We start from the raw sequence: 25,581 nt of genomic DNA on the forward strand, positions 1-25,581 counted from the left end.
CGCGCATGAGCGTCGCGCCGGCCCGGTTCGCGTCCGTCGATGCGCTGCGCGGGCTGACCGTGGCCGCGATGCTGCTGGTCAACACGCCGGGCGACTGGTCGCATGTCTATGTGCCGCTGCTGCATGCGGAATGGCATGGCGTAACGCCGACCGACCTGGTGTTTCCGTTCTTCCTCTTCATCGTCGGCGTCTCGATCTCGCTGGGCGTGGTGCCGCGTGCGGAGGCGGGCGTTGCGCGGGGCGTGCTGGTGCGCGCGCTGCTGTGGCGCGCCGCGAAGATCGTCGCGCTGGGGCTGGCGCTGCACCTGTTGGCGTACCTGATGCTGGACCGTCCGCATTTCCGGCCCTGGGGCGTGCTGCAGCGGATCGGCCTGTGCTTCGCGGCCGCAGGCTTGATCGCGCTGTACGTGAAGCCTCGCCTGCAGTGGGCATTGATCGGCACGATCCTGCTCGGCTACTGGGCGCTGCTCGCGCCGTCCGGCTATGCGGCCTACACGAATCTGCCTGCGCGGGTGGACACGGCCCTGTTCGCACCATGGCTGTACCAATGGGATGCAGTACTCGCACGCGGCCAGGATCCCGAAGGACTGCTGAGCACATTGCCTGCCATCGCCACCACGCTGTTCGGCGTGCGGGCCGGCGCCTGGTTGCGGGGCGGTGCGCTGCGCACGCTGGTGCTGGCCGGCCTGGCGGCCGTGGCCATCGGCCTGGCATGGAGCAGCGTGTTTCCGTTGAACAAGGCGCTGTGGACCTCGTCGTATGCGCTGTTCACCGCCGGCTGTGCCCTGCTGGCGCTGGCGCTCGCGCATGCGGCGGTGGACCGGCGGGGATGGCCTGCGCTGGGCCGGCGTTTCGGTGCCAATGCGATCGCCGCCTACGTGGGCGCGGCCGTCATGACCTACCTGTTGCTGGGGTTGGGGTGGATGGAACCGCTGTACCGCACCGGCTTCGCCGACTGGATGGCGCCGCGTTTCGGGCCCTACGTGCCGTCATTGGCGTTCGCGCTGTCGTTCGTCGGCGTGTGGTGGCTGGTCGTGTGGGCGATGGACCGGCGAGGTTGGTACCTGAAGGTCTGAAGGCCCGGCGGCCATCACGCTTTTCTTCGGCCGGCCGGCGTACAACGGCGATCACCCCTGCCGGAGCGCCCGCATGAAGATGCCGTTGCTGCTTGCCTGTGTGGTCTGCCTGGCGTCCTGCCAGCGCGCCACGGTCGACGAGAACGGCGCACGCATCGTGGTCTCGTCCACACCAAGGGCGACGACGGCCGGGGGAATCGCGTTGGCACCGCATGGCCAGGCGCCCGCGACGTTGCCGGGTGTGCAGCGCGTCGCAGGCGGCATGTCGCCTGCGCGCGCCGTGCCCAACCCGCCCTTCACCAGCACGCCGGTCGCCACCTTCAACGAGCCGTGGGCGATGACGTTCCTGCCCGACGGGCGCCTGCTGGTGACCGAGAAAGGCGGCACCCTGCGGCTGGCCAACGTGGTCACGGGCCAGGTGGGCCAGGTCACCGGCGTGCCGGCGGTCGCCTACGGTGGGCAGGGCGGCTTCGGCGACGTGCTGCTGCATCCGCGCTTCGTCGACAACCGGCTGGTCTACATCAGCTATGCCGAGGCCGGCAGCGGTGGCACCCGCGGTGCGGCCGTGGCCCGCGCGACGCTGGCGCTGGACGCCACGGGAAACGGCGGCAGCCTGTCCAACCTGCAGGTGATCTGGCGGCAGATGCCCAAGGTCAGTGGCGATGCCCACTACGGCCATCGGCTCGCCTTCGGTGCCGACGGCAAGCTGTGGGTGACGTCCAGCGACCGCCAGGCGATGACGCCCGCGCAGGACCTGCAGTCGACGCTCGGCAAGCTGATCCGCCTCAACGACGACGGCAGCGTACCGACCGACAATCCATTCGCTGCGCAGGGCGGGATCGCCGCGCAGGTGTGGACGCTGGGCCACCGCAACCTGCTGGGCATCGCGTTCGACAACGCGGGACAGCTGTGGACACACGAGATGGGCCCGGCGGGCGGCGACGAGCTCAACCTCATCGAGCGCGGTACCAACTACGGCTGGCCGATCGTCTCCAATGGAGATCATTACAACGGCACGCCGATCCCCGACCATCCGACACGGCCGGACTTCAACGCGCCCGAGGCGTGGTGGAATCCGGTGATCGCACCGGCGGGTTTCGTCATCTACTCGGGCAACCTGTTCCCGTGGTACCGGGGCAAGGGGTTCATCGGTGGCCTGGCCTCGCAGGCGTTGATCGAGATCGAGTTCAACGGGGCCCAGGCGCGCGAGGCACGTCGTTATCCGATGGGAAAACGCATCCGCGAAGTGGAGCAGGGGCCGGACGGTGCGCTGTGGCTGCTCGAGGACGGCAGCGGCGGGCGCTTGTTGAAACTGACGCCCAACCGCAGTTGATCAGGAGACGCCTTCCGCTTCGCGCTGCTGGCGGGTGTGGCGGATGTCCAGGTACAGGCTGTACGCCGCGGTGAAGGCCGGCAGCAGGTTCTGCAGCACGCCCACGGCATCCTGCTTGGACGAGAACAGGAAATAGCTCAGCGCCATCAGGCTGCCGACCAGGCTCATGTACCAGAACACGCGCGGGATCACCGGCCGGCGCGCGCGTCGCGAGGCGACGAACTGCACCAGCCAGCGGCCGCCGAACATCGCCGCGCCGGTGAGGCCGATCAGCTTCCACGGCGTCATGTGCAGGCCGGTCCAGCCGAGCCAGACGATTTCCTGGTTCATCACGCTCATGGTTTGCGCCCCGTGCCGATTTCGCTGACCGCGGTGACGCGGCTGCGCTGGATCAACCACGACACGCCCATCAGGTCCTTGATGCCGACCAGCGCGCGTCCCAGGTTGGTGTACTTGGACTGGCCCGAACCGCGCGGCCGGTGGGAGACCGGCACGCTGACCGTCTTCCAGCCCGCGCGCTGCATCAGCGCCGGCAGATAGCGGTGCATGTGGTCGAAGTAGGGCAGATCGAGGAAGGTCGCGCGTTCGAACAGCTTGATGCCGCAGCCGGTGTCCGGCGTGTCGTCGCGCAGCAGGCGCTGGCGGATCCCGTTCGCCCAGCGCGACGCCCAGCGCTTGCTGGCGGTGTCCTTGCGGTCCACGCGCCAGCCGGCGTACAGCCGGGTCTGCGCATCGCCCTCGTCGCGCGCGGCCAGCAGCTTGGGGATGTCGGCCGGATCATTCTGGCCGTCGCCGTCGAGCGTGGCGATCCAGGGCGACAGCGCGTGCTTCACGCCGGTGCGGATGGCCGTGCTCTGCCCGCTGCGGCGGTGGTGCACCAGCACGCGCAGCTCGGGCACCTCGGCCTTCAGAGCGGTCAGGACGTCGCGCGTGTCGTCTTCGGACTGGTCGTCGACGCAGACGATATCGAACGGCACCCGCCCGCGCAGGTGCTGCACCACTTCGTGCACGAGCGGGCCGATGTTGCCGCGCTCGTTGAACACCGGGATCACGATGGAAAGGGCCGTCATGGCAGACCTCACGGGAACAACGGATTATTGTCCGGCCCGGCAGGTCAGGAAAATGTCGTGGTCCGGCTGGTACAGCGCGGTCCGCACATCGACCAGCCCCAGCAGCGTATGGAACAGGTCGTCATGGCTGTGCGGGGCGGCGGCCACCCGGCGCAGGCAGCCGGCGTCCAGCCCGGCCGATGCGCGCCAGCCCTCGGAGAACCAGGCGACCATCGGGACCTCCAACTGCTCACGGGGGGCGATCGAGTACGGCATGCCGTGCAGGTAGAGCCCCTTCTCGCCCAGCGATTCGCCATGGTCGGACACGTAGAGCAGGGCGGTGTCGTAACCGGGCAGCCGCGCCAGGTCGTCGATGGCGCCGGCCAGCACGTGGTCCGTGTAGCCGAGTGCGTTGTCGTACGCGTTCACGATCTGTTCCCGGCTGCAGCGGCCGAGGTCGGAGGTTTCGCACACCGGCGTGAATCGCCTGAACGCGGGCGGGTAGCGTTCGAAGTAGGTGGGGCCATGGTTGCCCAGCATGTGCAGGACGATCACCTGGTCGCCGGCCTGGCGGCGCGCGGCCTCGTCCAGGCCCTGCAGCAGGATGCCGTCGTGGCACCGTTTGCCGTTGCACAGGCCCGCGTCCGTGCGGGCGTGCATGTCTTCCACCGGCAGGCCCGCGCACACGCCCTTGCAGCCGGACTGGTTGTCGCGCCAGAGCGTGGCCACGCCGGCGCGCTGCAGCACGTGCAGCACCGACTGGTGGCCACGGATCGCCTTCTCGTCGTAGTGCGCGCGGCCGTACGGGGAGAACATGCAGGGCAGGGAGACTTCGGTGCTGCTGCCGCAGGCGCTGACATGCGGGAAGTTCAACACGCGCCGCTGGGCCAGCTCCGGCGTGGTCTGCCGCGCATAGCCGTTGAGGCCCCAGTTGGCGGCGCGCGCGGTTTCACCGACCACCAGCACCAGCAGGCGCGGCCGGCGCATCGTGGCCGCGGGGGACTGCACCGCGTCTTCGCCGATCGGCAGCTGCACCCGCGCCCGTCCGGGCGGGTCCTCGCTGACCGCCTTCGCCAGCGACACCAGGACGTTGGCCGGCGTGACCAGGTAGCGGACCTCGCGCTGGTTGCGCAGGAACGCGGTCAGCTGCTGCGTGACCGGCAGCACGCCGGCCAGTGCGATGGCGGCCATGCCGGCGAGCAGTGCGGCACGCAGGCCCAGCGTGCGCGTCCAGGTGCGTTCGCGCAGGCGCACGCGCCAGATCACCACCAGCGCGGGCAGTGCGGCGAGCAGTGGCAGCAATGCGTCGCCGCCGGCGAGTTCGCTGGCTTCGCGCCAGTCGGTGTGCAACACGTTGCGCACCATGTCGGCGTCGATGTAGATGCCGTACGCCGCCATGTAGTGGCCCGCGAGCGCGGCGGTGACGACGAGCAGCGACAGCACGATGCGCGCGGTGCGGCGCCACACCAGCAACGACAGCCACACGCCATGCACCGCGGTCACGAGGAGGAACAGCGAAAGCGCCCACGACCACTGCGCCAGCGGTTGCGGTACCGCTGCGCGCCAGAACACGGCGTTCGCGAACAGGCTGAAGTACAGGCAGGCGACGAGGATCAGCGTCTCGGTCCCTATCCAGGGCCGCGCCAGTACGACGGGACGCACACGGTGCCAGGCGCGGACGAGGGGGTTCTCGTGCAAGGTCGCCGCGTTCATGCCTGCGTCTCCGCCGTCGTCCACGCGCCACGCTGATGGAGCCATTCGATGGTGCACGCCACCGCCCAGCAGACCGCGAGACTGGCGACGTCGTGGGACAGGAAGTGCGCACCGCGCAGCTGCTGCGCGAGACCGAACACGATGCCTGCCGCCAGGCCGAGGCCCAGCCCGGCATGGCGCCAGCGCGGCGCCGTGTGCAGGAAGAAGAAGTACAGCGCCACCCAGGCGTAACCCCCGGCGGCATGCGCGGCAGGGAAGCATGCGGCAGGCCCCGATGACGCGGGACGCGCGTCGAACAGTCCCAGATGGGGCCGGTGTCCGCCCAGGCCGACGAGGTCCCACGGGCAATCCATCTGGGTCAGCGCCTTGAGCGCGGCCACGCAGGCGATGGAGGCGAACACGGCCAACAACAGGCGCGCCGCCGGTCGCGTCCAGGTGGCGTCGGGCGAACGCCAGCGCAGCAGCGTCGCGACCAGCAGGCCCGCCCACGCTGCCTGGCTGAGTTGGCGGCCCCCGCGATGCAGGACGGTCTCCATCCACAGGCTGCGCTTGAGCGTCCAGGCGCCGCCCTCCCACTGGAACAAGCGCGTCGCCCAATGCAGGTCGATCTGTCGCGCGGCCCACCAGGCGAGCAGCAGCGATGCCATCGAGACGACGAACAGCCGCGATACATCGCTGCGACGGGAAGGAAGGACAAGGGATGGCGAAACCGACATGCAGGACAGGCGTGGAGAAGGGCCTGCGCATGCTGGTGGTCGCGATGTCGTAGCGCGGTAGGACTTCCGTCGGAAGCCCGTTAAAGCGCGCGCGAATGATTCTCGCGTGCGCGTAGCGTTGTTTGAGGTTCAGTCTTCGCTGACGTCGGCGGACCAGTCCGCGGGTACGTCGCAGCCCGCGATCCAGGCATCGCCGGGCGCGAGGATCCATTCGCGCCGGTTCGATGCGCCGATGTCGATCACCTTCGCGGGATCGAGGCAGGGGCCGATGGCCTCCTTGCGCAGGAACAGCCAGCGGCGGTCGGGCGATGCCAGCAACCACGCGTGTGCGTGCTGCCATTGGTCCACCCACGGTTGTTTGAAGCCGAAGTCGGTCACCGGGCGGTCCGCCTGCAACAGGTGCTGTTCGCGCCAGCCCAGCATGGCCAGCTCCGCATCCGGCCCGATGCGCTGGCCCACGCGCTGCATCAGCGCGCGCGCGGAACTGTCCGGGCTCAGCGCGGGCATGAAGCCCATGCCGTACGCCGTCCACAAGGCGGCGGTCACGGTGACCAGTGCCACCACCACGCGGTGTCTGGAAGCGCGCGCCACGGCGACCATCGTCACCGCGGCCACCACCGCGAAGCCCACCAGCCACCGGCCCAGCTGGGCGACGGTGGCCATGTCCATGCCGCGGCCTTCGATCAGCGACTGCAGGCGCGCAGGCGACGCCGTCAGCAACCATCCACCCAGGCCGCCCGCGACCAGTGCCAGCACCGCCATGTAGGACCACAACGTCGCGCGCACCGCACGCCGCCGCAGCAAGGCCGGCAGCAACGGCGCGGCGGCCACCGCCAGCGCCGGCAGCATCGGGAAGATGTAGACCTCGCGCTTGCCCGGGCTGGCGCTGAAGAACACCAGGACCAGCAGCGCCCAGCCCAGCAGCAGCGCATGCCGCGCATCCACGCGCTTCAGCCGTCGCCACCATGCCGGCAACAGCCAGGGCGCGAGCAGTACGCCGGGCAGCCACAGCGTCAGCATCGTCTGCAGGTAGTACCAGGCCGGCTTCACGTGGTGCCAGGCATTCGCGTAACGGGTGCCGGTCTGCTTGAACAGCATCTCGCGCGCGTAGGTGTACAGCGCGGGGTCGGCCGATGTCAGCGCGACCGACAGCATCGGCACCAGCCATACCCCTGCGCCGGCGATGAATCCCGCCGCGCCGACCAGGACATGCAGGCCGCGATGCGGCGGCAGCGTCTGCCGCGACTTCAGCCGTACCCATAGCCACGGCAGGAACACCAGCAGCGGCAGGAAGCCCACGCCCTTGGTCACCGTGCCCAGGCCCGCGGCGAACGTGCCCAGCGCGAGCAACCAGGGGTTCGGCTTCTCCAGCAGGTAGCGCAGCAAGGCCCACAGCGACAGCGTGGTCATGCCCACCAGCACCATGTCGATCTGCGCCCGCTTCGCCTGCAGGACGAACTGCAGGCACACGAACAGCCCGAACACCGCGTACGGCATGGTGTGCCGGCCCCACAACCGCCGCGCCAGGTCGCCCGTCAGCCACAGGGTCAGCAGCGCGGCGAGCAGCGAGGGCAGCAGGAACGCCACCTGCCAGCTCCGCACCACCAAGTAACTCGCCGCCTGCAGCCACATGAAGGTGGGCGGCTTTTCCGCATACAACTCGATGCCCCGGTGCGGGAACAGCCACTGCCCGGTCTCGATCATCGTGCGCGCCGCCAGCACGAAGCGCGGCTCGTCGGCCGGCATCGGTTCGCGCAGGCCCAGCCCGGCCAGCAGTGCCCAGACCATCAGCAGGAGCAGCAGCGGGGTCTGCCAACGGGGGGCGTTGCGGAGGTGCATCGGGGTCATCGGCGGTCGCGGTGGCCTGCAGCGGAGCGCATGATGGTGGATCATGGAGCGTAAGAGAATCGTCGGAACTCCGACGGCGCTTCGACATCCGGCCTGCGATGCTGCCGGCCCTTTCCCGCGTGCACGAGTCCCTGCCGATGCGGCTGCTGGTCATCGAAGACAACCGGAGCCTGGTGGCGAACCTCTTCGATTACTTCGAGGCGCGCGGCCATACGCTGGACGCGGCGCCCGACGGCATCACCGGCCTGCACCTGGCCAGTACCCAGGTCTACGACGCCATCGTGCTGGACTGGATGCTGCCGCGGCTGGAGGGGCCGGAGGTGCTGCGCCGGCTGCGCGAGGAGCACGGCTCCGACGTGCCCGTCATCATGCTGACCGCGCGCGATGAACTGCCGGACAAGATCGCCGGCTTCCGCGCCGGGGCCGACGATTACCTGACCAAGCCCTTCGCCCTGCCCGAACTGGAAGTGCGGCTGGAGGCGCTGATGGCGCGCGTGCATGGCCGACAGCGCCGCAAGGTGCTGGAAGTGCACGACCTGAAGCTGGACCTCGCGACGCTGGAAGCCACCCGTGCCGGCCAGCCGCTGCACCTGTATCCCGCCTGCCGCAAGCTGCTGGAGACGCTGATGCAGGCCAGTCCCGCCGCGGTCACCCGCCAGCAGCTGGAGCACGCGCTCTGGGGCGACCATCCCCCCGATGGCGACATGCTGCGCTCCCATGTCTACGAGTTGCGACGCAGCGTGGATGGTCCGTTCACGGTGAAGCTCATCCAGACCTTGCCGCGCACCGGTTACCGGATCGCCGTGCCGCACGAGGCGGGCACGCCGTGATCTCCCGGCGCAGCCTGCGTTCGCACATCCTGATGTGGCTGGGCGGTTACGCCCTGCTGCTGACCGTGGCGGTGATGCTGCACGGGTTCCTGGTCAACGAGATCGCCGAACGGCTGGTCTGGGATTCGCTGCTGAAGACCGAACTGGAGCACCACCTGCAGCGCAACGCCGACGATCCGCGCTACCGCTGGAGCGATACCGACGACCTGCAGCTGTACACCTCCACCGACGCGCGACCGCTGCCGCGCGAAGTGGTCGGCCTGCCGGAAGGCATCCACGACGAACTGGTGATGGGCGACCGCGAGGTGCTCGTCCTCGTGCGCACCGTCGAAGGCGTGAAGTACACGCTGGTGCTGGACATCACCGAACTGGAATCGCAGGAAGACACGCTCACGCTGATCGTGTTCGGCCTGGCCGTGACGCTGGTGCTGCTGATGGGCCTGTCGGTCGCCTGGGGCCTGCGGCGCTCGCTGCGCCCGCTGACCCAACTCGCCGCCGACATCGGCGCGCTGTCCCCCGACCGCATGGGCCAGCGGATCGCCGTGTCGGAGAAAGCGACCACCGAACTGGTCGTGATCGCCAGTGCGCTGAACGACTATCTCCGCCGGCACGAATCCTTCATCGAGCGCGAGCGCGTCTTCATCGACACCACCAGCCACGAGCTCCGTACGCCCATCGCCATCATCGCCGGCGCGAGCGAACTCGCCCTCGATCAGGCGGACCTTCCGGGACCCGCGCGCCAGCAGGTGCAGCGGATCCATCGCACCGCACGCGACGTCGAGCGCATGATCGCGCTGCTGCTGACGCTGGCGAAGGATCCTGCGCGCCTGTCGCGCAACAACGACGTGGTGCTGTTGCACGAGCTGCTGCCGGACATCATCGAGGACCACCAGCACCTGATGCAGGGCAAGGACCTGACGATCGTCATCGATGCGCTGGCGCCCTGCAGCGTGGCCGCGCCGCTGCACATCGTGCAGGCCGCCATCGGCAACCTGTTGCGCAACGCCATCGAGAACAGCGATCGCGGCGAGATCCACGTGCGGCTCGATGCCGACGCCACGGTCACGCTCGAGGACCCCGGCCACGGCATGACGCCGGAAGACATCAGCCGCATCTACGCCCAGATGGCGCGCGGCGGCAGCCGTGAGGGCGGTGGCATCGGCCTGGACCTGCTGGCACGCCTGTGCGAACACCTCGGCTGGACGTTGTCCATCCAGTCCGCGCCGGGCCGCGGCACCATCAGTCGGCTGCGCCTCTCCCGCTGAGCCGGTTTCACGCGAGGGGGACTAGCATGCCCTCTCCGCCTGCAGGAGAACCTCCATGAAGCCCGTGCTGCTGTGCAGTCTCGTCCTCCTGCTGGGCGCGTGCGCGCGCGAGGCTCCAGCGCCCGTGCAGGCTGCGCCGCCGGCGGCCTCTCCCGCCGTCGATGCAGATCCGCCCGCCCCCGATGCCGTCGCCCCGGCGATGGCGCCGCCCTCGTTCGACTGCGCGAAGGCGGTATCCGCGGCGGAGAAGCAGGTCTGCGGCGACGCGGAGCTGGCCGCGCTGGACCGCACGCTGGCCGCACGTTATGCCGCATTGCCGGCGCCGGATCCCGCCGTGCAGCGCGGGTGGGCGAAGGGGCGCGACGACTGCTGGAAGGCCGGCGACGCACGCACCTGCGTGCTGGAGGCCTACAAGACGCGACTGGTCGAACTGGCGATGCATGCGCCCGACGCCGCTGTGCCCAAGATCGTGAAGTACCGCTGCAGCGACAACGCCAAGCCCTTCACGATGACGTACTACCACGACATCGATCCGCAGGCGGCCGTGATGGCCTGGGGCAATGACGACGCCATCGTATTCCCGCAACCGGCCGCCAGCGGCGCCAAGTACGGCCGTGCCGGTGTGGAGTACTGGGAGCACCAGGGCGAAGCCAGCGTGGACTTCTTCGGCGACAAGCTGAGTTGCCGGCCGATGCCGTGATCGCGCCGGAGTACCGGTCAGCCCGCCTGGCGCGCCGACCGCACCGCCTGCACGCGCGCCTCGCGCACGGCCTCGCCGATCTCCGGGCCGCTCATGCCGTCGCGTGCCACGTCCCGGGCGCTGACGCGCAGCGTCGCCTCGTGCAGGCGCACCAGCGTGCGCCCCTGCGGATAGTCGGCGTCTTCGTTGCCGCCGCGGCCGCGCTTGTCGGCTTCGCACACGGTAGCCAGCCACGGAATGCGCTCCGGCCTCCGGAACGCATCGCAACGGGTGAGCAGTTCGACGACGGTGGCATCGCGCAGCTCGTCGAGCCGATGCACGTTGAGGTGCTCGCGGCAGGCCATCACCGCCAGCTCGCGGTGGTCGACCGGCACTTTCAAGCGCTCGCACAGCGCCATCACCGGCTTCACGCCGGCATGCTCGTGGCCGATGTGTTTGGGCAGCACGTCGGCCGGCGTCAGCGCCTTGCCGAGGTCATGCACCAGGGCGGCGAAACCGATCCGGGCGTCGCCGGGCGCGAGTCGCGCCGCCATGTCGCTGACCATCTGCTGGTGCAGGCCGGTATCCACCTCGGGGTGGTACTCCGCGCGCTGTGGCACGCCATACAGCGCATCCACTTCCGGCAGCACCACGGCCAGCGCGCCGCAATCGCGCAGCGTGGACAGGAAGGCCGAAGGCTGCGCCGAGCCCAGCGCGCGCCGCAGTTCCTGCCACACGCGTTCGGGCACCAGCGCATCGAGTTCACCGCTGTCGACCATCGTGCGCATCAGCGCCATCGTTTCCGGTGCGATGGAGAAACCCAGCGGCGCGAACCGCGCCATGAAGCGCGCCGCGCGCAGCACGCGCAACGGATCCTCGACGAAGGCCGGGCCCACGTGGCGGAGCACGCGGGCTTCGACATCGCGTGCGCCGCCGTAGGGGTCCACGAGCGTGCCGTCGTCGGCCTGCGCGATCGCATTGAGGGTGAAGTCGCGCCGCTGCAGGTCTTCTTCCAGCGTCACCGATGGATCGGCATCGACGACGAACCCCCGGTAGCCGCGCCCACTCTTGCGCTCGGTGCGCGCCAGCGCATGCTCCTCGCCGGTATCGGGATGCAGGAACACCGGGAAGTCGCGGCCGACGGCCTTGAAACCCCGCGCTTCCATCTCCGCCTGGCTGGCGCCGACGACCACCCAGTCGCGATCGCCGGGCGGCAGGCCCAGCAACCGGTCGCGTACCGCGCCGCCGACGAGATAGGTCTTCATGCCGCCATGATAGCGGCCCGCGCTCAGCTCTTCGGCATCTGCGCGGTGGGGCAGGTGAACGCTTTCCGCTTGGCCTGCACGCGGCCCATCATCCGGTCGGTCACCGGCAGCGCATTGCCGTTGAGGCGCCAGTCGTAGAGCACGCTGAAGGCGAGCACGCGCGCCACGTACTCGCGCGTTTCCTTGTAGCTGATGGTCTCGATCCAGATGTCGGGGTCGAAGCCCGGTCGCTGCGACTGCCAGCGGGCGGTCGGCGCGGGGCCGGCGTTGTACGCGGCGATGGCGATATAGGGCACGCCGTACTTGTCCTCCATCTCGCGCAGGTAGGCGGTGCCGATCGCGATGTTGGTATCCGAGTCGTACAGGCTGGATGCACCGGCATAGGGAATGCCCAGCCGCTGCGCCACGCCCGCGCCCGTCCCGGGCAACACCTGCATCAGGCCCATCGCGTTGGCGCCGGAGCGGGCCTTGGGATTGAAGATGCTCTCGGCGCGGATCTCGGCGGCGACCCAGGCCGGATCGATCGCATGCCTGGCCGCCTCGCGCCGGATGGTGTCGCCGTGGTGCAGCGGGAAGCGCAGTTCGTACAGCCGCTGCTCGTCGGGCCGGCTCTCGCCGCGCACGCTGCCCAGCGAGAACACCGCGCGGTCGAACCAGCCGTTGTCGCGCGCCACTTCCACCGCGATGCGCCGCTGGGTGTCGTCGAAACGCGACAGCGCGTCGTTCCATTCCGCCGTCGCCCAGCCCGGTCGTTCCAGCTGCCACAGCGCCATCGCGCGCACGATGGCGGGGTCGCGCGCGACGGCCTGCTTGGCCGTTGCCGGATCGTTCGGAATCCACGCGCACAGCGCATACGGCTGGTTGACGCGGTCCGCGGCGAGGAAGCCGTGGAAGGTGGGGCTGCCCGCCGTCTCGCGGAACAGGCGCTGCGCGGTGGCGCTGTCGCCGGTCTTCTCCGCCATGCGCGCCTCGAAGTAGCGCCAGCGCGAGTCCGAAAGCTGCGACGCCGGCATCTTCCGCAGTGCCGCCAGGGCGGCGGGCCAGTCGCCGCGCGACAGCGCCTCGCGCACACGCCATTCGTGGAGGCGTTCGTCGTACGCGGACTCGGGCACGTTGCCCAGGCGACGCGCGGAGTCGGGACCGTACGAGGCCACCGTCCACAGCGCGATCTGGTACAGCACCTGGCCGCGCTCGGCTTCGCCCAGGCCCAGCGCATCCGCGTACTGCGGCAGCAGGCGCTCGGCCGTGTCGGGATCATTCTGTGCGAGCTTCGCCAGCCCGTACGCGGCCATCCGGCGGCTGCGGTCGGTCTTCGGCCAGGTGAGCGCGCGCGCGTGGACGGTATCGATGAAGGCGGCGTAGTCGTTGGCCAGCGCAGCTTCGTCGGCGGGCAGGCCGCGTGCGGCGCCGCGCATCACACCGGTCTGGCGCTCCGCAGCCGCGGCCTCGATCCGCTCCCACCTCAGCGCAGGCGGCAGTCCGCCCTGGCTGGCGAGCACGGTGAAGACGGGGTCGCAGCCATCGGGCAACGACTTCGCGCCCTTGCGCCACACCGCCTGCGCCTGCTCGGTCCAGGACGCATCGGTGCGACCGGTGGCCTGGCGCGCCGCCAGCTGGGCGCACTGCAGCGCGAGGCTGTCGGTGGGTTTCCATGCCGCGAGGAACGTGGGCCAGTCCTGGCGCCGCGCCAGTGCGGCCAACCAGAGCGATCGAAACTGCGAGGCCACGACCTGCCCGTCGTAGCGCCGCAGGAAGTCCTGTGCCTGCGTGGTGGTGATGGTGTCGGGATCGCGGCGCAACGCGGCGAACTCGATCCAGCCGTACAGCGGATGACGCACCAGGGCCGCCGACTGTGCGGGATCGAGCCTGCCGGCATCGGCGGCCTCCAGCGCGGCGGCCACCTGGAGCCGTTGTGGATCGGTCGCCTGCGCATGCGCGGGCGACGTGATGGCAGCGCCGAGGGCGGCAACGAGTACGATGAAATGGGGAATACGGACCATCCGGGGACTATACGGGCGCCGGCTGAACGTCCCTGTAGACAGACAAGGCGAGGAGTGGACGCGTGGACGGTGTGTGGATGTTTCCGTTGTTGGGTGTGCTGGCGGGCGTATTGGCCGGATTGCTGGGGATCGGTGGCGGCCTGGTGCTGGTCGGTGCGCTCGCGTGGATCCTGCCGTTGCATGGCGTGCCCAAGGAGGCGGCGATGCATGCCGCGCTGGCCAGTTCGCTGGCGAGCATCGTGCTGACCGCGGCCTCGTCCGCGTATGCGCACCATCGCCGCGGCAGCGTGCTGTGGCCGACGGTCGCGTGGATGGTGCCCGGGTTGTTGGTCGGTGGCTGGCTGGGCAGCGGCCTGGCCGTGTACCTCGACGACAACGTGTTGCGCTGGATCGTCGCGGGCTACTGCTTCATCGCCGGCGCGCAGATGGTGCTGGGCGGGCATGCGCATCCGGAAGGGCGTGGCGTACCCGCGCCGCGCGGGCCCTGGATGAGTGCGGCAGGATCGGTCGTGGGCGCGGTATCGGCCGTGGTCGGCATCGGCGGCGGCAGCATGACGGTGCCGCTGCTGGTGTGGCGTGGCGTGCAGCCGGTGCGGGCCGTGGGCACGTCGAGCGCCTGCGGCGTGGCGATCGGAATCGCGAGTGCGGCGGGTTACGCGCTGCACGCGCCGCCGGGCGCGTTGCCCGCGCATGCGGTGGGGTACATCTATCTGCCTGCGGCCATCGGTGTGGCGATCGCCTCGGTGCTGGCGGCGCCCTGGGGCACGCGGCTCGCGCATCGCATCGGGGGCAAGGCACTGAAGCGCGTGTTTGCCGCCTTCATGATCGTCATGGGCATCGCGATCCTGGCCAGCGGTTGAGCAAGCAACGGGCCGACGTAGTTCCGTTTACTTGTTAATCATCGTGATAATCGTGTGTAGAAACTTCGGGTAATTGCATTTACTCGAGCAAAATCAAGATTACCTTCTTCAAAACGGTGACTTTCTTCTGTTGTGAGCTTTTTAACGATTCTTTAAAACGTGAGATGAGTCGCTTTAGGCGTTTGGCCGTGCGGCTCAACCCCTTCCGGAGAGAGAATCCATGAAAGCGCGTCGCCAAAAACTGGCTTCGGCCATTCAACTTGCAGTGCTTTGTGCTTTTCCCGCGATGGCCGTGGCCCAGGAGGCCACCACCCTCGATACGGTCACCGTGACCGGCAGCCGCATCAAGCAGTCCAATGCCGTGACCGCGCAGCCGGTCTACGTGCTGGATCGCCAGAAGATCGAGCAGACCGGCGTGCAGAGCGTCGGCGAAATCCTCCAGCAGCTCACCGCGGGCGGCAAGGCGCTGAACGCGAAGTTCAACTCCTCGGGCAACTTCGGCTATCCCTCGGACGGCGGCGGCATCGGCGCCGGCTCTGCGCAGGTCGACCTGCGCCACCTGGGCTCGCAGCGCGTGCTGGTGCTGGTCGACGGCATCCGCTGGGTCAACGAATCCTCCGCGTCGGGCGTCAGCGGCAGCGCCGACCTCAACACCATCCCGCTGGCCATCGTCGACCGTATCGAAGTGCTGGAAGACGGCGCGTCGGCCATCTACGGTTCGGACGCCATCGCCGGCGTGGTGAACATCATCACCCGCAAGAAGTTCGACGGTGCGGAAGTCCACACCTACTACGGCGAGTACAGCCGCGGCGGCGAGACCACCGAGGCCTCGCTGACGCTGGGTGGCGGTGGCGAGCGCTTCAACGGCGTGTTCTCCGCGAGCTACTACGAGCAGAAGCGCATCAGCGCGGGCGACTGGGAGCAGTCCGCATGGCCGGAACCCGGCGCCGGCCTGGCGGCGGGCAGTTCGGCGATCCCGCAGGGCCGCTTCACCTTCTGCGATCCGGCGCGTCCGGCGGGCAGCTACGGGTCCTGCTCGGCCAGTGAGGAGTTCTTCTACGACCTCGCGCTCAACACCGGCACCACCACGCCGGTCTGGAATCCGGCCGATCCCTCGACCGGCACGTACCACGACTTCACCGGTGCGGACCGCTTCAACTTCGCGCCGTACAACCTGCTGCTGACGCCGAGCAAGCGCAAGTCGATGTTCGGTTCGGTCAACTTCGACCTGACCGACAACGTGCGCCTGCACGCGAAGATGCTCTACAACAACCGCCAGTCGGCCAACCAGGCCGCGCCGGAACCGATCTTCGTCGGTCCGTACGCCGGTACCGGCGGCATCGCCGACACCATCATGATTTCGGCGGACAACCCGTACAACCCGTTCGGCATCGACCTGATCCCGGGCCAGAACTTCGGCTGGATCACCAAGCGCCCGGTGGAAGTCGGCCCGCGCATCTTCAACCAGGACGTCGACACCACCTACTTCAACATCGGCCTCGATGGCCTGTTCAACATCGGCGACCGCAGCTTCAGCTGGGACGCCAACTACGTGCATGCCGAGAACAAGGCCGAGCAGGTGTTCCTCAACGGCTACAACATGGCCAACATCGCGCTGGCGCTGGGCGATCCGACGGTCTGCGCGGCGGTACCGGGCTGCGTGCCGCTGGACCTGTTCGGCGGCCAGGGCCGTCCGATGACGCAGCAGATGATCGACTGGATCCGCACGCGCCAGATCGACAGCAGCAAGCAGGTGCTGGACATCGCGTCGGCCAACCTGACCGGCGATCTGTTCGGCATCGGCGACCGTTCCGCGCAATTCGCGGCCGGCGTGGAGCATCGCCGCTACAAGGGCGAGTTCAATCCGGATCCGCTGCGGCAGACGGGCGAATCGCAGGACTCGTTCGCCGCGCCGGTGTCGGCCGACTACGACGTCAACGAGGTCTATACCGAGTTCAACTTCCCGGTGCTGGCATCGCTGGACCTGAGCGCCGCGGTGCGCTTCTCGGATTACTCCACCTTCGGCAGCGAGACGACGGGCAAGCTGGGCTTCCGCTTCCAGCCGATCGAGGACCTGGTCTTCCGCGGCACGTATTCGCAGGGCTTCCGTGCGCCCAACCTGGGTGAGCTGTACGGCCTGACCCAGTTCGGCGCGACGCTGGTCGATCCATGCGGCCCGACCGGCTCGCCGGTGGTGAACACCGCCGACGGCATCTCGCCCGGCCTCGAGGCGGCGTGCGTGGCGCAGGGCGTGCCGAACAACTTCGAGCAGGCCAACACGCAGATCACCACGTTCACCGGCGGCAATCCGGATCTCTCGCCCGAGAAGTCCGACAGCTACACGGTCGGCGTGGTGTACAGCCCGGGCTGGGCGGACGGCCTGTCGTGGTCGGACAAGCTGGATTTCGAGCTGAGCTACTACCACCACAAGATCGACGACGCGATCGCGCCGCGCGACATCCAGGCCCTGCTCAACGCCTGCCTCGCGGCCGGCGGTCAGGACGCGGCGCTCTGCTCGCCGTTCACCCGCGGCAGCAGCGGCAACCTCAACCCGCCCGAGAACTTCCTGGACAACCTGGCCACCATCGAGACCGATGGCGTGGACGTGAAGGTCAACTGGACGAGCCCGGACTGGGGCTGGGGCGTGGTGAGCGCGGCGCTGCAGGCCACCACCGTCTTCAATTACGAAGCGGTCGACATCGACGGCAACCGTTCGCAGCGGCAGGTGGGCTGGGAAGTCTCCGACAGCGCGATCCCGCGTTGGCAGGGCAACCTGCAGCTGGGCTGGAAGCGCGGCAATTTCGACGCGACCTGGAACATGCGCTACATCAGCGCGGTCAAGGAAGACTGCGGCAACGCCGTCATCTCCGCCGTGCCCGGTTGCCTCAACGACGAGGGCGTCAACACGCTGGGCTCCACGACGTACAACGACGTGCAGTTCGGCTGGAAGGATGCCTTCGCGCTGGCTGGCCTGAAGTTGTCGCTGGGCGCGAACAACGTGTTCGGCAAGGACCCGCCGGTGTGCGTGACCTGCTCGCTCAACGGCTACGACGCCGGTACGTACGACCTGCCAGGCGCTTTCTGGTACGTGAGCGCCGACTACCGCTTCTGACGGACCGCGGTGGATGAAAACGGGAAAGCCGGCCGCAGGGCCGGCTTTCTCCGTTGCGGCATCGCGACCGCATCTGCCGCCGTCGCCCGGCCCGGGCCGGGCGTTGCCCGCATGACAGGGGCGCCGGCAGGAGTACGATGCGTCAGCGAGGGGAGGGAAGGAAGCGCATCGAATGGAGGCGCCTGTCCACGGAAGCACCGGCTACTGGGCGGACGCGGCGGAACGCCGTCGTCGTCGCCGTGCCTTCAACCTGCTGATGGCGACCGGCCTGATCATGGCGATGCTGGGCCTGGGCTGGGGCGTGTTCTTCGCCTTGCGCGGCGCTTGGGCCGTGGCCGCGGTGGAGCTGGCGATCGCCTTGCTGGGGGGTGTGGTCATCCTCATGGCGCGGCTGCGCCGGACGCGCGCGGCCGCGTGGGTCGCCTTCGCGGGAATGGCCGCGCTGCTGTGCTTCTTCTCGGCGTTCCTGGATGCATCGACGACGACGATCCCGGGAACCAGCCATCTCTTCCTGCTCGTGCTGGCCCTCTGCGCGCACCATGTGTTTCGCGCGGAGCCGCCCGGGTTGCGCTACGGCGCGGTGTTCGCGTTGCTGCTGGCCTTCGCCGTGTTCGCCGCGACGCCGGTGGGTACGCCTGCGCCGTTCGCCATCAGCGACGATGTGCGCAGGATCGGCATCTGGGTGAACTTGGCGACGGTGGTCGCCAGTTTCCTGGTGGTGATGCGGCTCGCCGAGAGCGACATCGCCGAGCATCGGGCGCTGCATCGCGCGTTGCGCGATGCGCTGTCGCAGCGGCGCTTCGAACTGTTCTACCAGCCTCAGGTCGATGGCGAGGGCCACATCGTGGGGGCGGAAGCGCTGCTGCGCTGGCGCGATGCGCGGCGCGGCATCCTGCGGCCGGGTGAATTCATGCAGGCGGCCGAGGAGACCGGCTTCATCCTGCCGCTGGGCCAATGGGTGCTGCAGGCGGCCTGCACGCAGTTGCGTGCGTGGCATGCGGACCCCGCAATGCGATCGCTACGGTTGTCGGTCAACATCAGTGCGTTGCAACTGCGCCAGCCGGATTTCGTGCAGCAGGTGAGCGATGCGATGGCGCGCGCCGGTATCGATGCGGGGCGACTGACGCTGGAGCTGACCGAAAGCGTGCTCGTCCACGACATGGAGGATGCGGCGGGCAAGATGCGCGCGCTGCATGCGATGGGCGTGCGGCTGTCGTTGGACGATTTCGGCGCCGGACATTCGTCGCTCTCCTATCTGCGCGAACTCCCGTTCGCCGAGATGAAGATCGACCGGACGTTCACGCGGGGCATCGTGCGGGATGCGCATGCCGCCAGCATCACCCGCAATCTCCTGCAACTCGGGCAGGACCTGGGTATCGACGTGATCGCCGAGGGCATCGAGCAGCAGGACCAGTTCGGCCTGCTGGGGGAACAGGGTTGCCGCCTGTTCCAGGGCTACATGTTCGGTCGGCCGATGGACGTGGATGCCTTCAACCGTCGCATGGGCGCCGCCTAGCGCGGGGCCGGCTCAGCGCAGCGCGACGTCCGGCACGTCGATGTCCATCGCCAGCGCGAGATGGTCGGAATTCGCGGCAGGCATCGCGCGCGCGTTGTCCGCATGCAGCCCATCGCTGACCAGGATGTGGTCGATGGCGCGCTGCGGACGCCAACTGGGGAACGTAGGCACGCACACCGACGGCGGGCGCAGGCGGGTGCGCTTGTAGAGCAGTTCCATTTCCGGCGTGTCGGGCATGCAGTTGAAATCGCCCATCAGCACCGCATGCGGATGGCCCGACAGCAGTTCCCCGATGAAGGCCAGTTGCGAGCGTCGCGAGTTGGCGCCGAGCGACAGGTGCGCGACGGCCACGGTGAGGCCTTCGTCGCCCTCGCCGAAACGCGCCATCAGCACGCCGCGGCCGCTGATGCGGCCGGGCAGGCTATGGTCGGTCACTTCCACCGGCTCCAGCTTGCTCAGCAGGCCGTTCGCACTGCCGGCCACGCGCGCCACGTTGCGGTTGGGCTGGTGGGTCCAGTAATCGAATCCGGCGCGCTCGGCCAGGTAGTGGGTCTGGTTGGTGAAGCCCGAGCGCAGGCTGCCGGGGTCCGCTTCCTGGAGGCCGACGATGTCGTGCTCGCCGGCCAGCTGCGCGATCAGATCCAGGCTGCCGCGCTTGTTGCCCGCCGGCAGCGCATGCGACCAGCTGCGGGTCACGTAGTCGCTGTAGCGGCGCGTGCTGGAGCCTGCCTGGATGTTGGCGCTCAGCAGGCGCAACCGTCGCGCGGCGGAGGTGGCGGATTCGGTCATGGAAGTGGGGGGCTTCCGCCGGGTTCAGCGCTTGGCGCGTTCCATCGCGACCAGGTGGTCGGTGATGCGCAGCACGTCGTCCCAGCTGCGGCCACCGGTCACGCGGTACTTGCCGTTGACGACCAGGGTCGGCGTGCTGGTCACGCCCCACTTCTGCGCCAGCTGCATGCCGCGGCCCATCTTGGCGTTGGTGCCGAAGCTGTTCATCAGTGCCACGAACTCCTGCGGGTTCGCGCCGTAACCCGCGTAGAACTTCGCGATCTCGGCCGGTTCGGCCGGCGGCTTGCCTTCGCCGGGCAGCGTGCGCTGCACGTGGATGGCTGCGAACACGGCGTCATGGGTCTTGTCGACCAGGCCCTTCGACTCGGCGGCGTAGTAAGCCTTGGCGTAGGGCTCCCACGCCTTGCCGAACGCGACCGGCACGTAGGTGATGCGCACGTCGGCCGGCTGCTTGGCCTTCCAGGCGGCCATGCGGGGCGCGAAGGCACCGCAGGCGGGGCAGACATAGCCGAAGACTTCGGCGACTTCGACCTTTCCGTTGAGCGGCGCATACGGCTGGGCGTTGGCGATCTCTTCGTAATCGGTGCCCGCGACTGGGGCCGGGCCCTGCGGCGGAACCACCGGGTTGGTGTTCGGCGCGGGGGCGGCAGCATCGGCGGCGGGCGGCGTGGCGGCCGGCGTGCCGGCGTCCGCCGGGGCGGGTGCGACGTCCGTGGCCGGCGCGGTTTCGGCGGCCGGCGCCGCGGGAGCCGCGGTGTCGCCGGTCGGCGAGGTGTCGGTGGAGGGCTTGGGTCCGCAGGCCGCCAGGATCGGCAACAGCAGGGACAGCATCAGGACGTGGCGGGATTTCATCGCGCGGACTCCAACGTATCGGGGAAAAGGGGCTGCCACGAAGGGCGGGGACTTCACATTCTGCATGGGCCCCGGCGGGGCTGCCATGACGACGTCATCACTTGCGGGTGCGCTCGCGTGCGACCAGGCGGTCGACGATCTTCAGCATGTCGCTGTAGGTACGGCCACCGATGACGCGGTACTTGCCGTTGACGATCATGGTCGGCGTGCCTTCGATGCCGGCGGCCATCGCCCAGGTCCGCGCGTGCTCGAGCTGCCGGTCGACCTGCTCGCCGCGCAGCGCGGCGCTGAACTTGGCCCGGTCCACGCCGTAGGGGGCATAGAACGCGGCGATCTCGTCGGGAGAGACGTTCTGGATCGGCAGCGCGCCGGTCTTGTGCAGGGCGTCGAACACCGCCTGGTGGGTGCGCTCCTGCACGCCGAACTGGCGGGCGGCGAAGAACGCACGGGCATACGGGATCCAGTAGCCGCCGAAGGCCGCCGGCACCGGGGTCAGGCGCACGTCCTTGCGCAGGGTCTTCTTCCAGGCCGCCAGCGTGGGTTCGAAGTGGGCGCAGTGGACGCAGGTGTAGCCGAACACCTCCACCACTTCGACCTTGCCGTTGAGCGGGGCGTAGGGCGTGCCGTTCTCGATCACCACATAGTCCTGGCCCTCGACCAGCGGCGGGGGCGACGGCGGCGCGGCCAATGCGACGGCGGGCACCAGGGCCAGCAGGGTGATCAGGACGGGCAGTAGACGGGACGCCATCGGGACTCTCCAGCTTCGTACTGGCCCCGGCACGCTGCGGGGCGCGGAAAAAGAAACGCCGGCCATGGTGGGGCCGGCGCGATGAACAGGAGCTTGCACTTCCGGCCGCGGCAGGCGGCGGAAGTCGGGGATTACTTGCTGCCGGCCTTGGCCGCGGCGACGTCGTCGGCGCGGGCGTGCAGGCCCTGCAGGTAGCTGGCCAGGGCCTGGATTTCCTGCTCGGTCAGCGGGCCGGCCACCTGGGCCATGATGTTGAAGTGGGCCGGGTCCTTCAGCGTGGTCGTACCGGCCTTGTACTCGGTCAGGCGGCGCACCGTGTAGTCCTGCATCTGGCCGCCGATATGCGGGTAGGCCGGGCCCGGGTTGCCGGCACCGGTCGGGCCGTGGCACGCCAGGCAGGCCGGCACGCCGCGCTTGGCATCGCCATTGCGGTACAGCTGCTGGCCGACTTCGTAGAACTTCATGCCCTGGTAGGTGCCGTCGGCGACGACGCTGTCGTCGGCCAGGCCGGCGCCCGACTTCTGGGTGGCGAAGTAGGCTCCCACGTCGCGCATGTCCTGCGCGTTGAGGGTCTGGGCGAACGGGGCCATCACCATCGCCATGCCGGTGTTGCGCTCGCCCGAGGCGAACAGCGCCAGCTGCTGGGCGATATAGCGCTCGCTCTGGCCGGCGATGCGGGGGTACTGCGGGTCGCTGGGATTGCCGTCGGCGCCGTGGCAGGCCGCGCAGGCGGCCGCCTTGGTCTGGCCGGCCTTGGCATCGCCCCAGGTCGTCTTGGCGAGGTTGATGTCCAGCGGCGCGGTCTCGACCGGCGCATTGTCCGGCACCGGGACCACCGTGGTCTGTGCAAAAGCGACTGCGCCCACGGCCAGTACGGCCAATCCGGCAAGTCCCATAACGCGAGCGTGGCGCATGCTAAAGCTCCGAAACCTTTGACTGATGGCGGCGCCTGAAGGGGCCGCGAAACCCGCGAATTATCGTCGCGGCGGCCGCTCGCGGTCAATTCAAACGGTATCCGGCCCGCCACCGTGCGATCCTATCGCCATGTCGAACCCCCTGAATTCCGCCAGTTACCTGCTCTCCGCCCACACCCCGCGCCAGTTGCCGGAGGATGGCGGGTTCGAGGTGGCCTTCGCCGGCCGATCCAACGCCGGCAAGTCCAGCGCCCTCAATGCGCTGGTGAACCACAACCGGTTGGCGCGGGTATCCAAGACCCCCGGCCGCACCCAGCAGTTGGTGTTCTTCCAGGTCCAGCCCGAGCGCTACCTGGTCGATCTGCCCGGCTACGGCTACGCCAAGGTGCCCCAGGACCTGCAGGCCCACTGGCAGGCCTTCATCGACCGCTACTTCCGCACCCGCGAAGCGCTCAAGGGGCTGGTGGTCGTCATGGACATCCGCCACCCGCTGAAGGACTACGACCGGCAGATGCTGGGCTATGCGGTCCAGCGGGGCCTGCCGGCCCACGCGCTGCTGACCAAGGCCGACAAGCTGGGTCGCGGCCAGCAGGGCAACGCGCTGCAGGCGGTGAAGAAGGAGCTGTTCTCCGCATTCGGCGACACCGTCAGCGTGCAGACGTTCTCGGCCGAGTCCAAGCAGGGCGTGGACGAGGCGCGCATGGTCGTGGGCGGCTGGCTGGGGCTGTAAGTCGTCAGACCGACACGTGGAACAGGCGGCCCACCAGCGCGGCGGCCGCCATCGCCATCGCGCCCCAGAAACCTACCCGCCACGCGCCGCGTAGCACCGGTGCGCCGCCCACGCGCGCCGCCAGGCCGCCGGACAGCAGCAGGCCCGCCACGGTAGCGAGGGTGGTCACGATGGCCACCTTGTCGGCGGGGGCCAGCAGGGTCGTGGCGATCGGCAACAGCGCGCCCACGGTGAAGGCTGCCGCAGACGCCAGCGCCGCCTGCACCGGCCGCGCGCGCAGGGCGTCGGTGATGCCGAGCTCGTCGCGCATGTGCGCGGCCAGTGCATCGTGCGCGGTGAGCTGTTCGGCCACCTGCCGCGCGAGCGCCGGTTCCAGTCCGCGCCCGACATAGATCTGGGTCAGCTCGGCCAGCTCGCCGTCGGGCATCTCGTGGAGTTCGCGCTTTTCGACGGCGAGGTCGGCCGCTTCCGCATCGGCCTGCGACTGCACCGACACGTATTCGCCTGCCGCCATCGACATGGCGCCGGCCACGAGTCCGGCCACGCCGGTCAGCAGGATCGTCGAGGGCGCTGCGCCGCTGGCAGCCACGCCCACGACCAGCCCCGAGACCGAGACGATGCCGTCGTTGGCGCCGAGCACGGCGGCCCGCAGCCAGCCAACCCGGTCGGTGCGGTGCAGTTCGCGGTGGCGCGGGACGACAGTGCGGGCATGGCGCGGCATGCCCGCAGCGTAGGCCAGCGCGGCGGCCCGCGTCGAGCGGGCGCACCGGCGTCGCGTGCATGGATGGGACGCTGCGGCGTTCCCATGGCGACGATCGCGTGCGCACGGTCACGTTATAGTGCCGGCCTTGCAATGGAAGGCGGTGGCCCGACATTGCGTCTCCCCTTCCGCGAGTCCCGCCCTTGTCCAGCCCCAGCCACGTCGCCGACACGCCCATCACCGACCGCGCGCAACTGGTGACGTACGTCGCGTCGGGCGAGAAGCCGCGCGCCGACTGGCGCATCGGCACCGAGCACGAGAAGTTCGGTTTCCGCCTCGACGACCTGCGCCCGCCCACCTTCGATGGTGAGCGCGGCATCGAAACGTTGTTGAAGGGCCTGACGCGCTTTGGCTGGGAGCCCGTCGAAGAGAAGGGTCGCGTCATCGCACTGGTCAAGGAGGGCGCTTCGGTCACCCTGGAACCGGCGGGCCAGCTGGAACTGTCGGGCGCGGCGCTGGAGACCCTCCACGAAACCTGCGTGGAAGTGGGCACGCACCTGAAGGAAGTGAAGCAGGTCGCCGACGAACTGCAGCTCGGCTTCCTCGGCATGGGCTTCCAGCCCAAGTGGCGCCGCGACGAGATGCCGTGGATGCCGAAGGGCCGCTACCAGATCATGAAGTCGTACATGCCCAAGGTCGGCCAGTTGGGCCTGGACATGATGACGCGCACCTGCACCGTGCAGGTCAACCTCGACTACGCCAGCGAAGCGGACATGGTGAGGAAGTTCCGCGTGTCGCTGGCGTTGCAGCCGGTGGCCACGGCGCTGTTCGCCGACTCGCCGTTCACCGAGGGCAAGCCGAACGGCTACCAGAGCTACCGTTCGCACATCTGGACCGACACCGACGGCGACCGCACCGGCATGCTGGATTTCGTCTTCGAGGATGGCTTCGGTTACGAGCGCTATGTGGACTATCTGCTCGACGTGCCGATGTATTTCTCCTACCGCGACGGCATCTACCACGACGCCAGCGGCAAGTCGTTCCGCAAGTTCATGCGGGGAGAACTGGATGTGCTGCCGGGCGCGCTGCCCACGCTGCGCGACTGGTCCGACCACATGACCACCGCCTTCCCGGAAGTGCGGATGAAGAAGTTCCTGGAGATGCGTGGCGCGGACAGCGGTCCCTGGAACCGCATCTGCGCGCTGCCCGCGTTCTGGGTGGGCCTGCTGTACGACGATGCCGCGCTCGACGCGGCGTGGGACCTGGTCAAGGATTTCTCGCTGGCCGAGCGCCACGCGCTGCGCGACGGCGTGCCGAAGCATGCGCTGAAGCTGCCGTTCCGCGGCGGCACGGTCCGCGACCTGGCCCGCGAAGCGGTGAAGATCGCCATCGGCGGCCTGCAACGCCGCGCACGCCTCAACAGCAAGGGCGTGGACGAAGCCGGCTTCCTCGATGCGCTGGTGGAAATCGTCGAGGCCAACGAGACCTCCGCCGAGCGCAAGCTCGCGCTGTTCAACGGCCCCTGGCAGGGCGACATCGATCGCGTGTTCCGCGAATTCGCGTACTGACCCGACCCGGGTTAGGCT

The 25,581-nt window shown here is 69.1% G+C and carries 22 protein-coding genes; 10 read left to right on the forward strand and 12 right to left on the reverse strand.

Annotated features, from left to right (window positions below; genetic code table 11):
* Positions 1 to 5: 5 nt before the first annotated feature.
* On the forward strand, positions 6 to 1,076 hold the full coding sequence (locus ASD72_RS12025) for a heparan-alpha-glucosaminide N-acetyltransferase domain-containing protein (RefSeq protein WP_056880170.1): 1,071 nt from the start codon (positions 6 to 8) through the stop codon (positions 1,074 to 1,076).
* 262 nt (positions 1,077 to 1,338) lie between these two features.
* Entirely contained in the window at positions 1,339 to 2,409 is a 1,071-nt protein-coding gene (locus tag ASD72_RS12030; RefSeq protein ID WP_155944623.1) for a PQQ-dependent sugar dehydrogenase, read from the forward strand.
* Here ASD72_RS12030 and ASD72_RS12035 read toward each other — a convergent pair whose 3' ends face one another.
* The 5 genes from ASD72_RS12035 to ASD72_RS12055 form a co-directional block, all read right to left on the reverse strand.
* Positions 2,410 to 2,748 (reverse strand): lipid-A-disaccharide synthase N-terminal domain-containing protein, encoded by a 339-nt coding sequence (locus ASD72_RS12035; RefSeq protein WP_056880171.1) that lies wholly within the window; start codon positions 2,746 to 2,748, stop codon positions 2,410 to 2,412.
* The gene (locus ASD72_RS12040) at positions 2,745 to 3,479 is read right to left on the reverse strand and encodes a glycosyltransferase family 2 protein (RefSeq protein WP_056880172.1); all 735 of its coding nucleotides are present in this window, start codon (positions 3,477 to 3,479) and stop codon (positions 2,745 to 2,747) included. The genes ASD72_RS12035 and ASD72_RS12040 overlap by 4 nt, the downstream gene beginning before the upstream one ends.
* Positions 3,480 to 3,503: 24 nt before the next feature.
* Positions 3,504 to 5,171 carry a phosphoethanolamine--lipid A transferase gene (locus tag ASD72_RS12045; protein WP_081420308.1) on the reverse strand — a complete coding sequence of 556 codons (1,668 nt, stop codon included), beginning with the start codon at positions 5,169 to 5,171 and terminating at the stop codon, positions 3,504 to 3,506.
* Positions 5,168 to 5,887, reverse strand: coding sequence for a phosphatase PAP2 family protein (locus tag ASD72_RS12050; RefSeq protein ID WP_081420309.1), 720 nt, complete (start codon positions 5,885 to 5,887; stop codon positions 5,168 to 5,170). Before ASD72_RS12050 ends, ASD72_RS12045 begins: the two co-directional genes overlap by 4 nt.
* Positions 5,888 to 6,016: 129 nt before the next feature.
* Positions 6,017 to 7,735 (reverse strand): glycosyltransferase family 39 protein, encoded by a 1,719-nt coding sequence (locus ASD72_RS12055; RefSeq protein WP_056880174.1) that lies wholly within the window; start codon positions 7,733 to 7,735, stop codon positions 6,017 to 6,019.
* 137 nt (positions 7,736 to 7,872) lie between these two features.
* Here ASD72_RS12055 and ASD72_RS12060 point away from each other — a divergent pair, with 137 nt between their 5' ends.
* Genes ASD72_RS12060 through ASD72_RS12070 form a run of 3 tightly spaced genes read left to right on the forward strand, consistent with a single transcriptional unit; the run spans position 7,873 to position 10,530 of the window.
* Positions 7,873 to 8,565 carry a response regulator transcription factor gene (locus ASD72_RS12060; RefSeq protein ID WP_056880255.1) on the forward strand — a complete coding sequence of 231 codons (693 nt, stop codon included), beginning with the start codon at positions 7,873 to 7,875 and terminating at the stop codon, positions 8,563 to 8,565.
* A 32-nt stretch (positions 8,566 to 8,597) separates the two neighbouring features.
* Positions 8,598 to 9,830: a HAMP domain-containing sensor histidine kinase gene (locus ASD72_RS12065; protein ID WP_056880256.1), complete on the forward strand. Its 1,233-nt coding sequence runs from the start codon at positions 8,598 to 8,600 to the stop codon at positions 9,828 to 9,830.
* A gap of 55 nt (positions 9,831 to 9,885) precedes the next feature.
* Positions 9,886 to 10,530, forward strand: a complete 645-nt coding sequence (locus ASD72_RS12070; protein WP_056880175.1) for an MliC family protein — start codon at positions 9,886 to 9,888, stop codon at positions 10,528 to 10,530.
* Between the two features lie 17 nt (positions 10,531 to 10,547).
* Here the strand turns inward: ASD72_RS12070 and ASD72_RS12075 are convergent, their stop codons facing one another.
* Positions 10,548 to 11,774 (reverse strand): multifunctional CCA addition/repair protein, encoded by a 1,227-nt coding sequence (locus ASD72_RS12075; protein ID WP_056880176.1) that lies wholly within the window; start codon positions 11,772 to 11,774, stop codon positions 10,548 to 10,550.
* Positions 11,775 to 11,797: 23 nt separating this feature from the next.
* Positions 11,798 to 13,774: a transglycosylase SLT domain-containing protein gene (locus ASD72_RS12080; RefSeq protein ID WP_056880177.1), complete on the reverse strand. Its 1,977-nt coding sequence runs from the start codon at positions 13,772 to 13,774 to the stop codon at positions 11,798 to 11,800.
* A gap of 62 nt (positions 13,775 to 13,836) precedes the next feature.
* Here ASD72_RS12080 and ASD72_RS12085 point away from each other — a divergent pair, with 62 nt between their 5' ends.
* The 3 genes from ASD72_RS12085 (at position 13,837) to ASD72_RS12095 (ending at position 19,262) form a co-directional block, all read left to right on the forward strand.
* Positions 13,837 to 14,634 carry a sulfite exporter TauE/SafE family protein gene (locus tag ASD72_RS12085; protein WP_235578002.1) on the forward strand — a complete coding sequence of 266 codons (798 nt, stop codon included), beginning with the start codon at positions 13,837 to 13,839 and terminating at the stop codon, positions 14,632 to 14,634.
* Positions 14,635 to 14,854: 220 nt separating this feature from the next.
* Positions 14,855 to 17,746, forward strand: coding sequence for a TonB-dependent receptor (locus tag ASD72_RS12090; RefSeq protein ID WP_056880178.1), 2,892 nt, complete (start codon positions 14,855 to 14,857; stop codon positions 17,744 to 17,746).
* Between the two features lie 172 nt (positions 17,747 to 17,918).
* Positions 17,919 to 19,262 (forward strand): EAL domain-containing protein, encoded by a 1,344-nt coding sequence (locus tag ASD72_RS12095; protein WP_056880179.1) that lies wholly within the window; start codon positions 17,919 to 17,921, stop codon positions 19,260 to 19,262.
* 12 nt (positions 19,263 to 19,274) lie between these two features.
* On the opposite strand, the gene ASD72_RS12100 is transcribed toward ASD72_RS12095, so the two are convergent.
* The 4 genes from ASD72_RS12100 to ASD72_RS12115 all read right to left on the reverse strand — a co-directional run bounded on the left by ASD72_RS12100 (position 19,275) and on the right by ASD72_RS12115 (position 22,565).
* Positions 19,275 to 20,051, reverse strand: a complete 777-nt coding sequence (locus ASD72_RS12100) for an endonuclease/exonuclease/phosphatase family protein (RefSeq protein WP_056880180.1) — start codon at positions 20,049 to 20,051, stop codon at positions 19,275 to 19,277.
* 24 nt (positions 20,052 to 20,075) lie between these two features.
* Positions 20,076 to 20,903, reverse strand: a complete 828-nt coding sequence (locus tag ASD72_RS12105) for a thiol:disulfide interchange protein DsbA/DsbL (RefSeq protein ID WP_056880181.1) — start codon at positions 20,901 to 20,903, stop codon at positions 20,076 to 20,078.
* Positions 20,904 to 21,000: 97 nt separating this feature from the next.
* Positions 21,001 to 21,651 carry a thiol:disulfide interchange protein DsbA/DsbL gene (locus ASD72_RS12110; RefSeq protein ID WP_056880182.1) on the reverse strand — a complete coding sequence of 217 codons (651 nt, stop codon included), beginning with the start codon at positions 21,649 to 21,651 and terminating at the stop codon, positions 21,001 to 21,003.
* A gap of 131 nt (positions 21,652 to 21,782) precedes the next feature.
* The gene (locus tag ASD72_RS12115; protein WP_056880183.1) at positions 21,783 to 22,565 is read right to left on the reverse strand and encodes a c-type cytochrome; all 783 of its coding nucleotides are present in this window, start codon (positions 22,563 to 22,565) and stop codon (positions 21,783 to 21,785) included.
* A 130-nt stretch (positions 22,566 to 22,695) separates the two neighbouring features.
* Here ASD72_RS12115 and yihA point away from each other — a divergent pair, with 130 nt between their 5' ends.
* Positions 22,696 to 23,295 carry a ribosome biogenesis GTP-binding protein YihA/YsxC gene (gene yihA / locus ASD72_RS12120; RefSeq protein ID WP_056880184.1) on the forward strand — a complete coding sequence of 200 codons (600 nt, stop codon included), beginning with the start codon at positions 22,696 to 22,698 and terminating at the stop codon, positions 23,293 to 23,295.
* A 4-nt stretch (positions 23,296 to 23,299) separates the two neighbouring features.
* Here yihA and ASD72_RS12125 read toward each other — a convergent pair whose 3' ends face one another.
* A complete protein-coding gene (locus ASD72_RS12125) occupies positions 23,300 to 24,016 on the reverse strand; it encodes a VIT family protein (protein ID WP_056880185.1) in 717 nt (238 codons plus the stop codon).
* A gap of 182 nt (positions 24,017 to 24,198) precedes the next feature.
* Here ASD72_RS12125 and ASD72_RS12130 point away from each other — a divergent pair, with 182 nt between their 5' ends.
* Positions 24,199 to 25,563, forward strand: a complete 1,365-nt coding sequence (locus tag ASD72_RS12130; RefSeq protein WP_056880186.1) for a glutamate--cysteine ligase — start codon at positions 24,199 to 24,201, stop codon at positions 25,561 to 25,563.
* Positions 25,564 to 25,581 lie beyond the last annotated feature (18 nt).

The sequence above is a fragment of the Pseudoxanthomonas sp. Root630 genome (assembly GCF_001427585.1).
Classification (GTDB): domain Bacteria; phylum Pseudomonadota; class Gammaproteobacteria; order Xanthomonadales; family Xanthomonadaceae; genus Pseudoxanthomonas_A.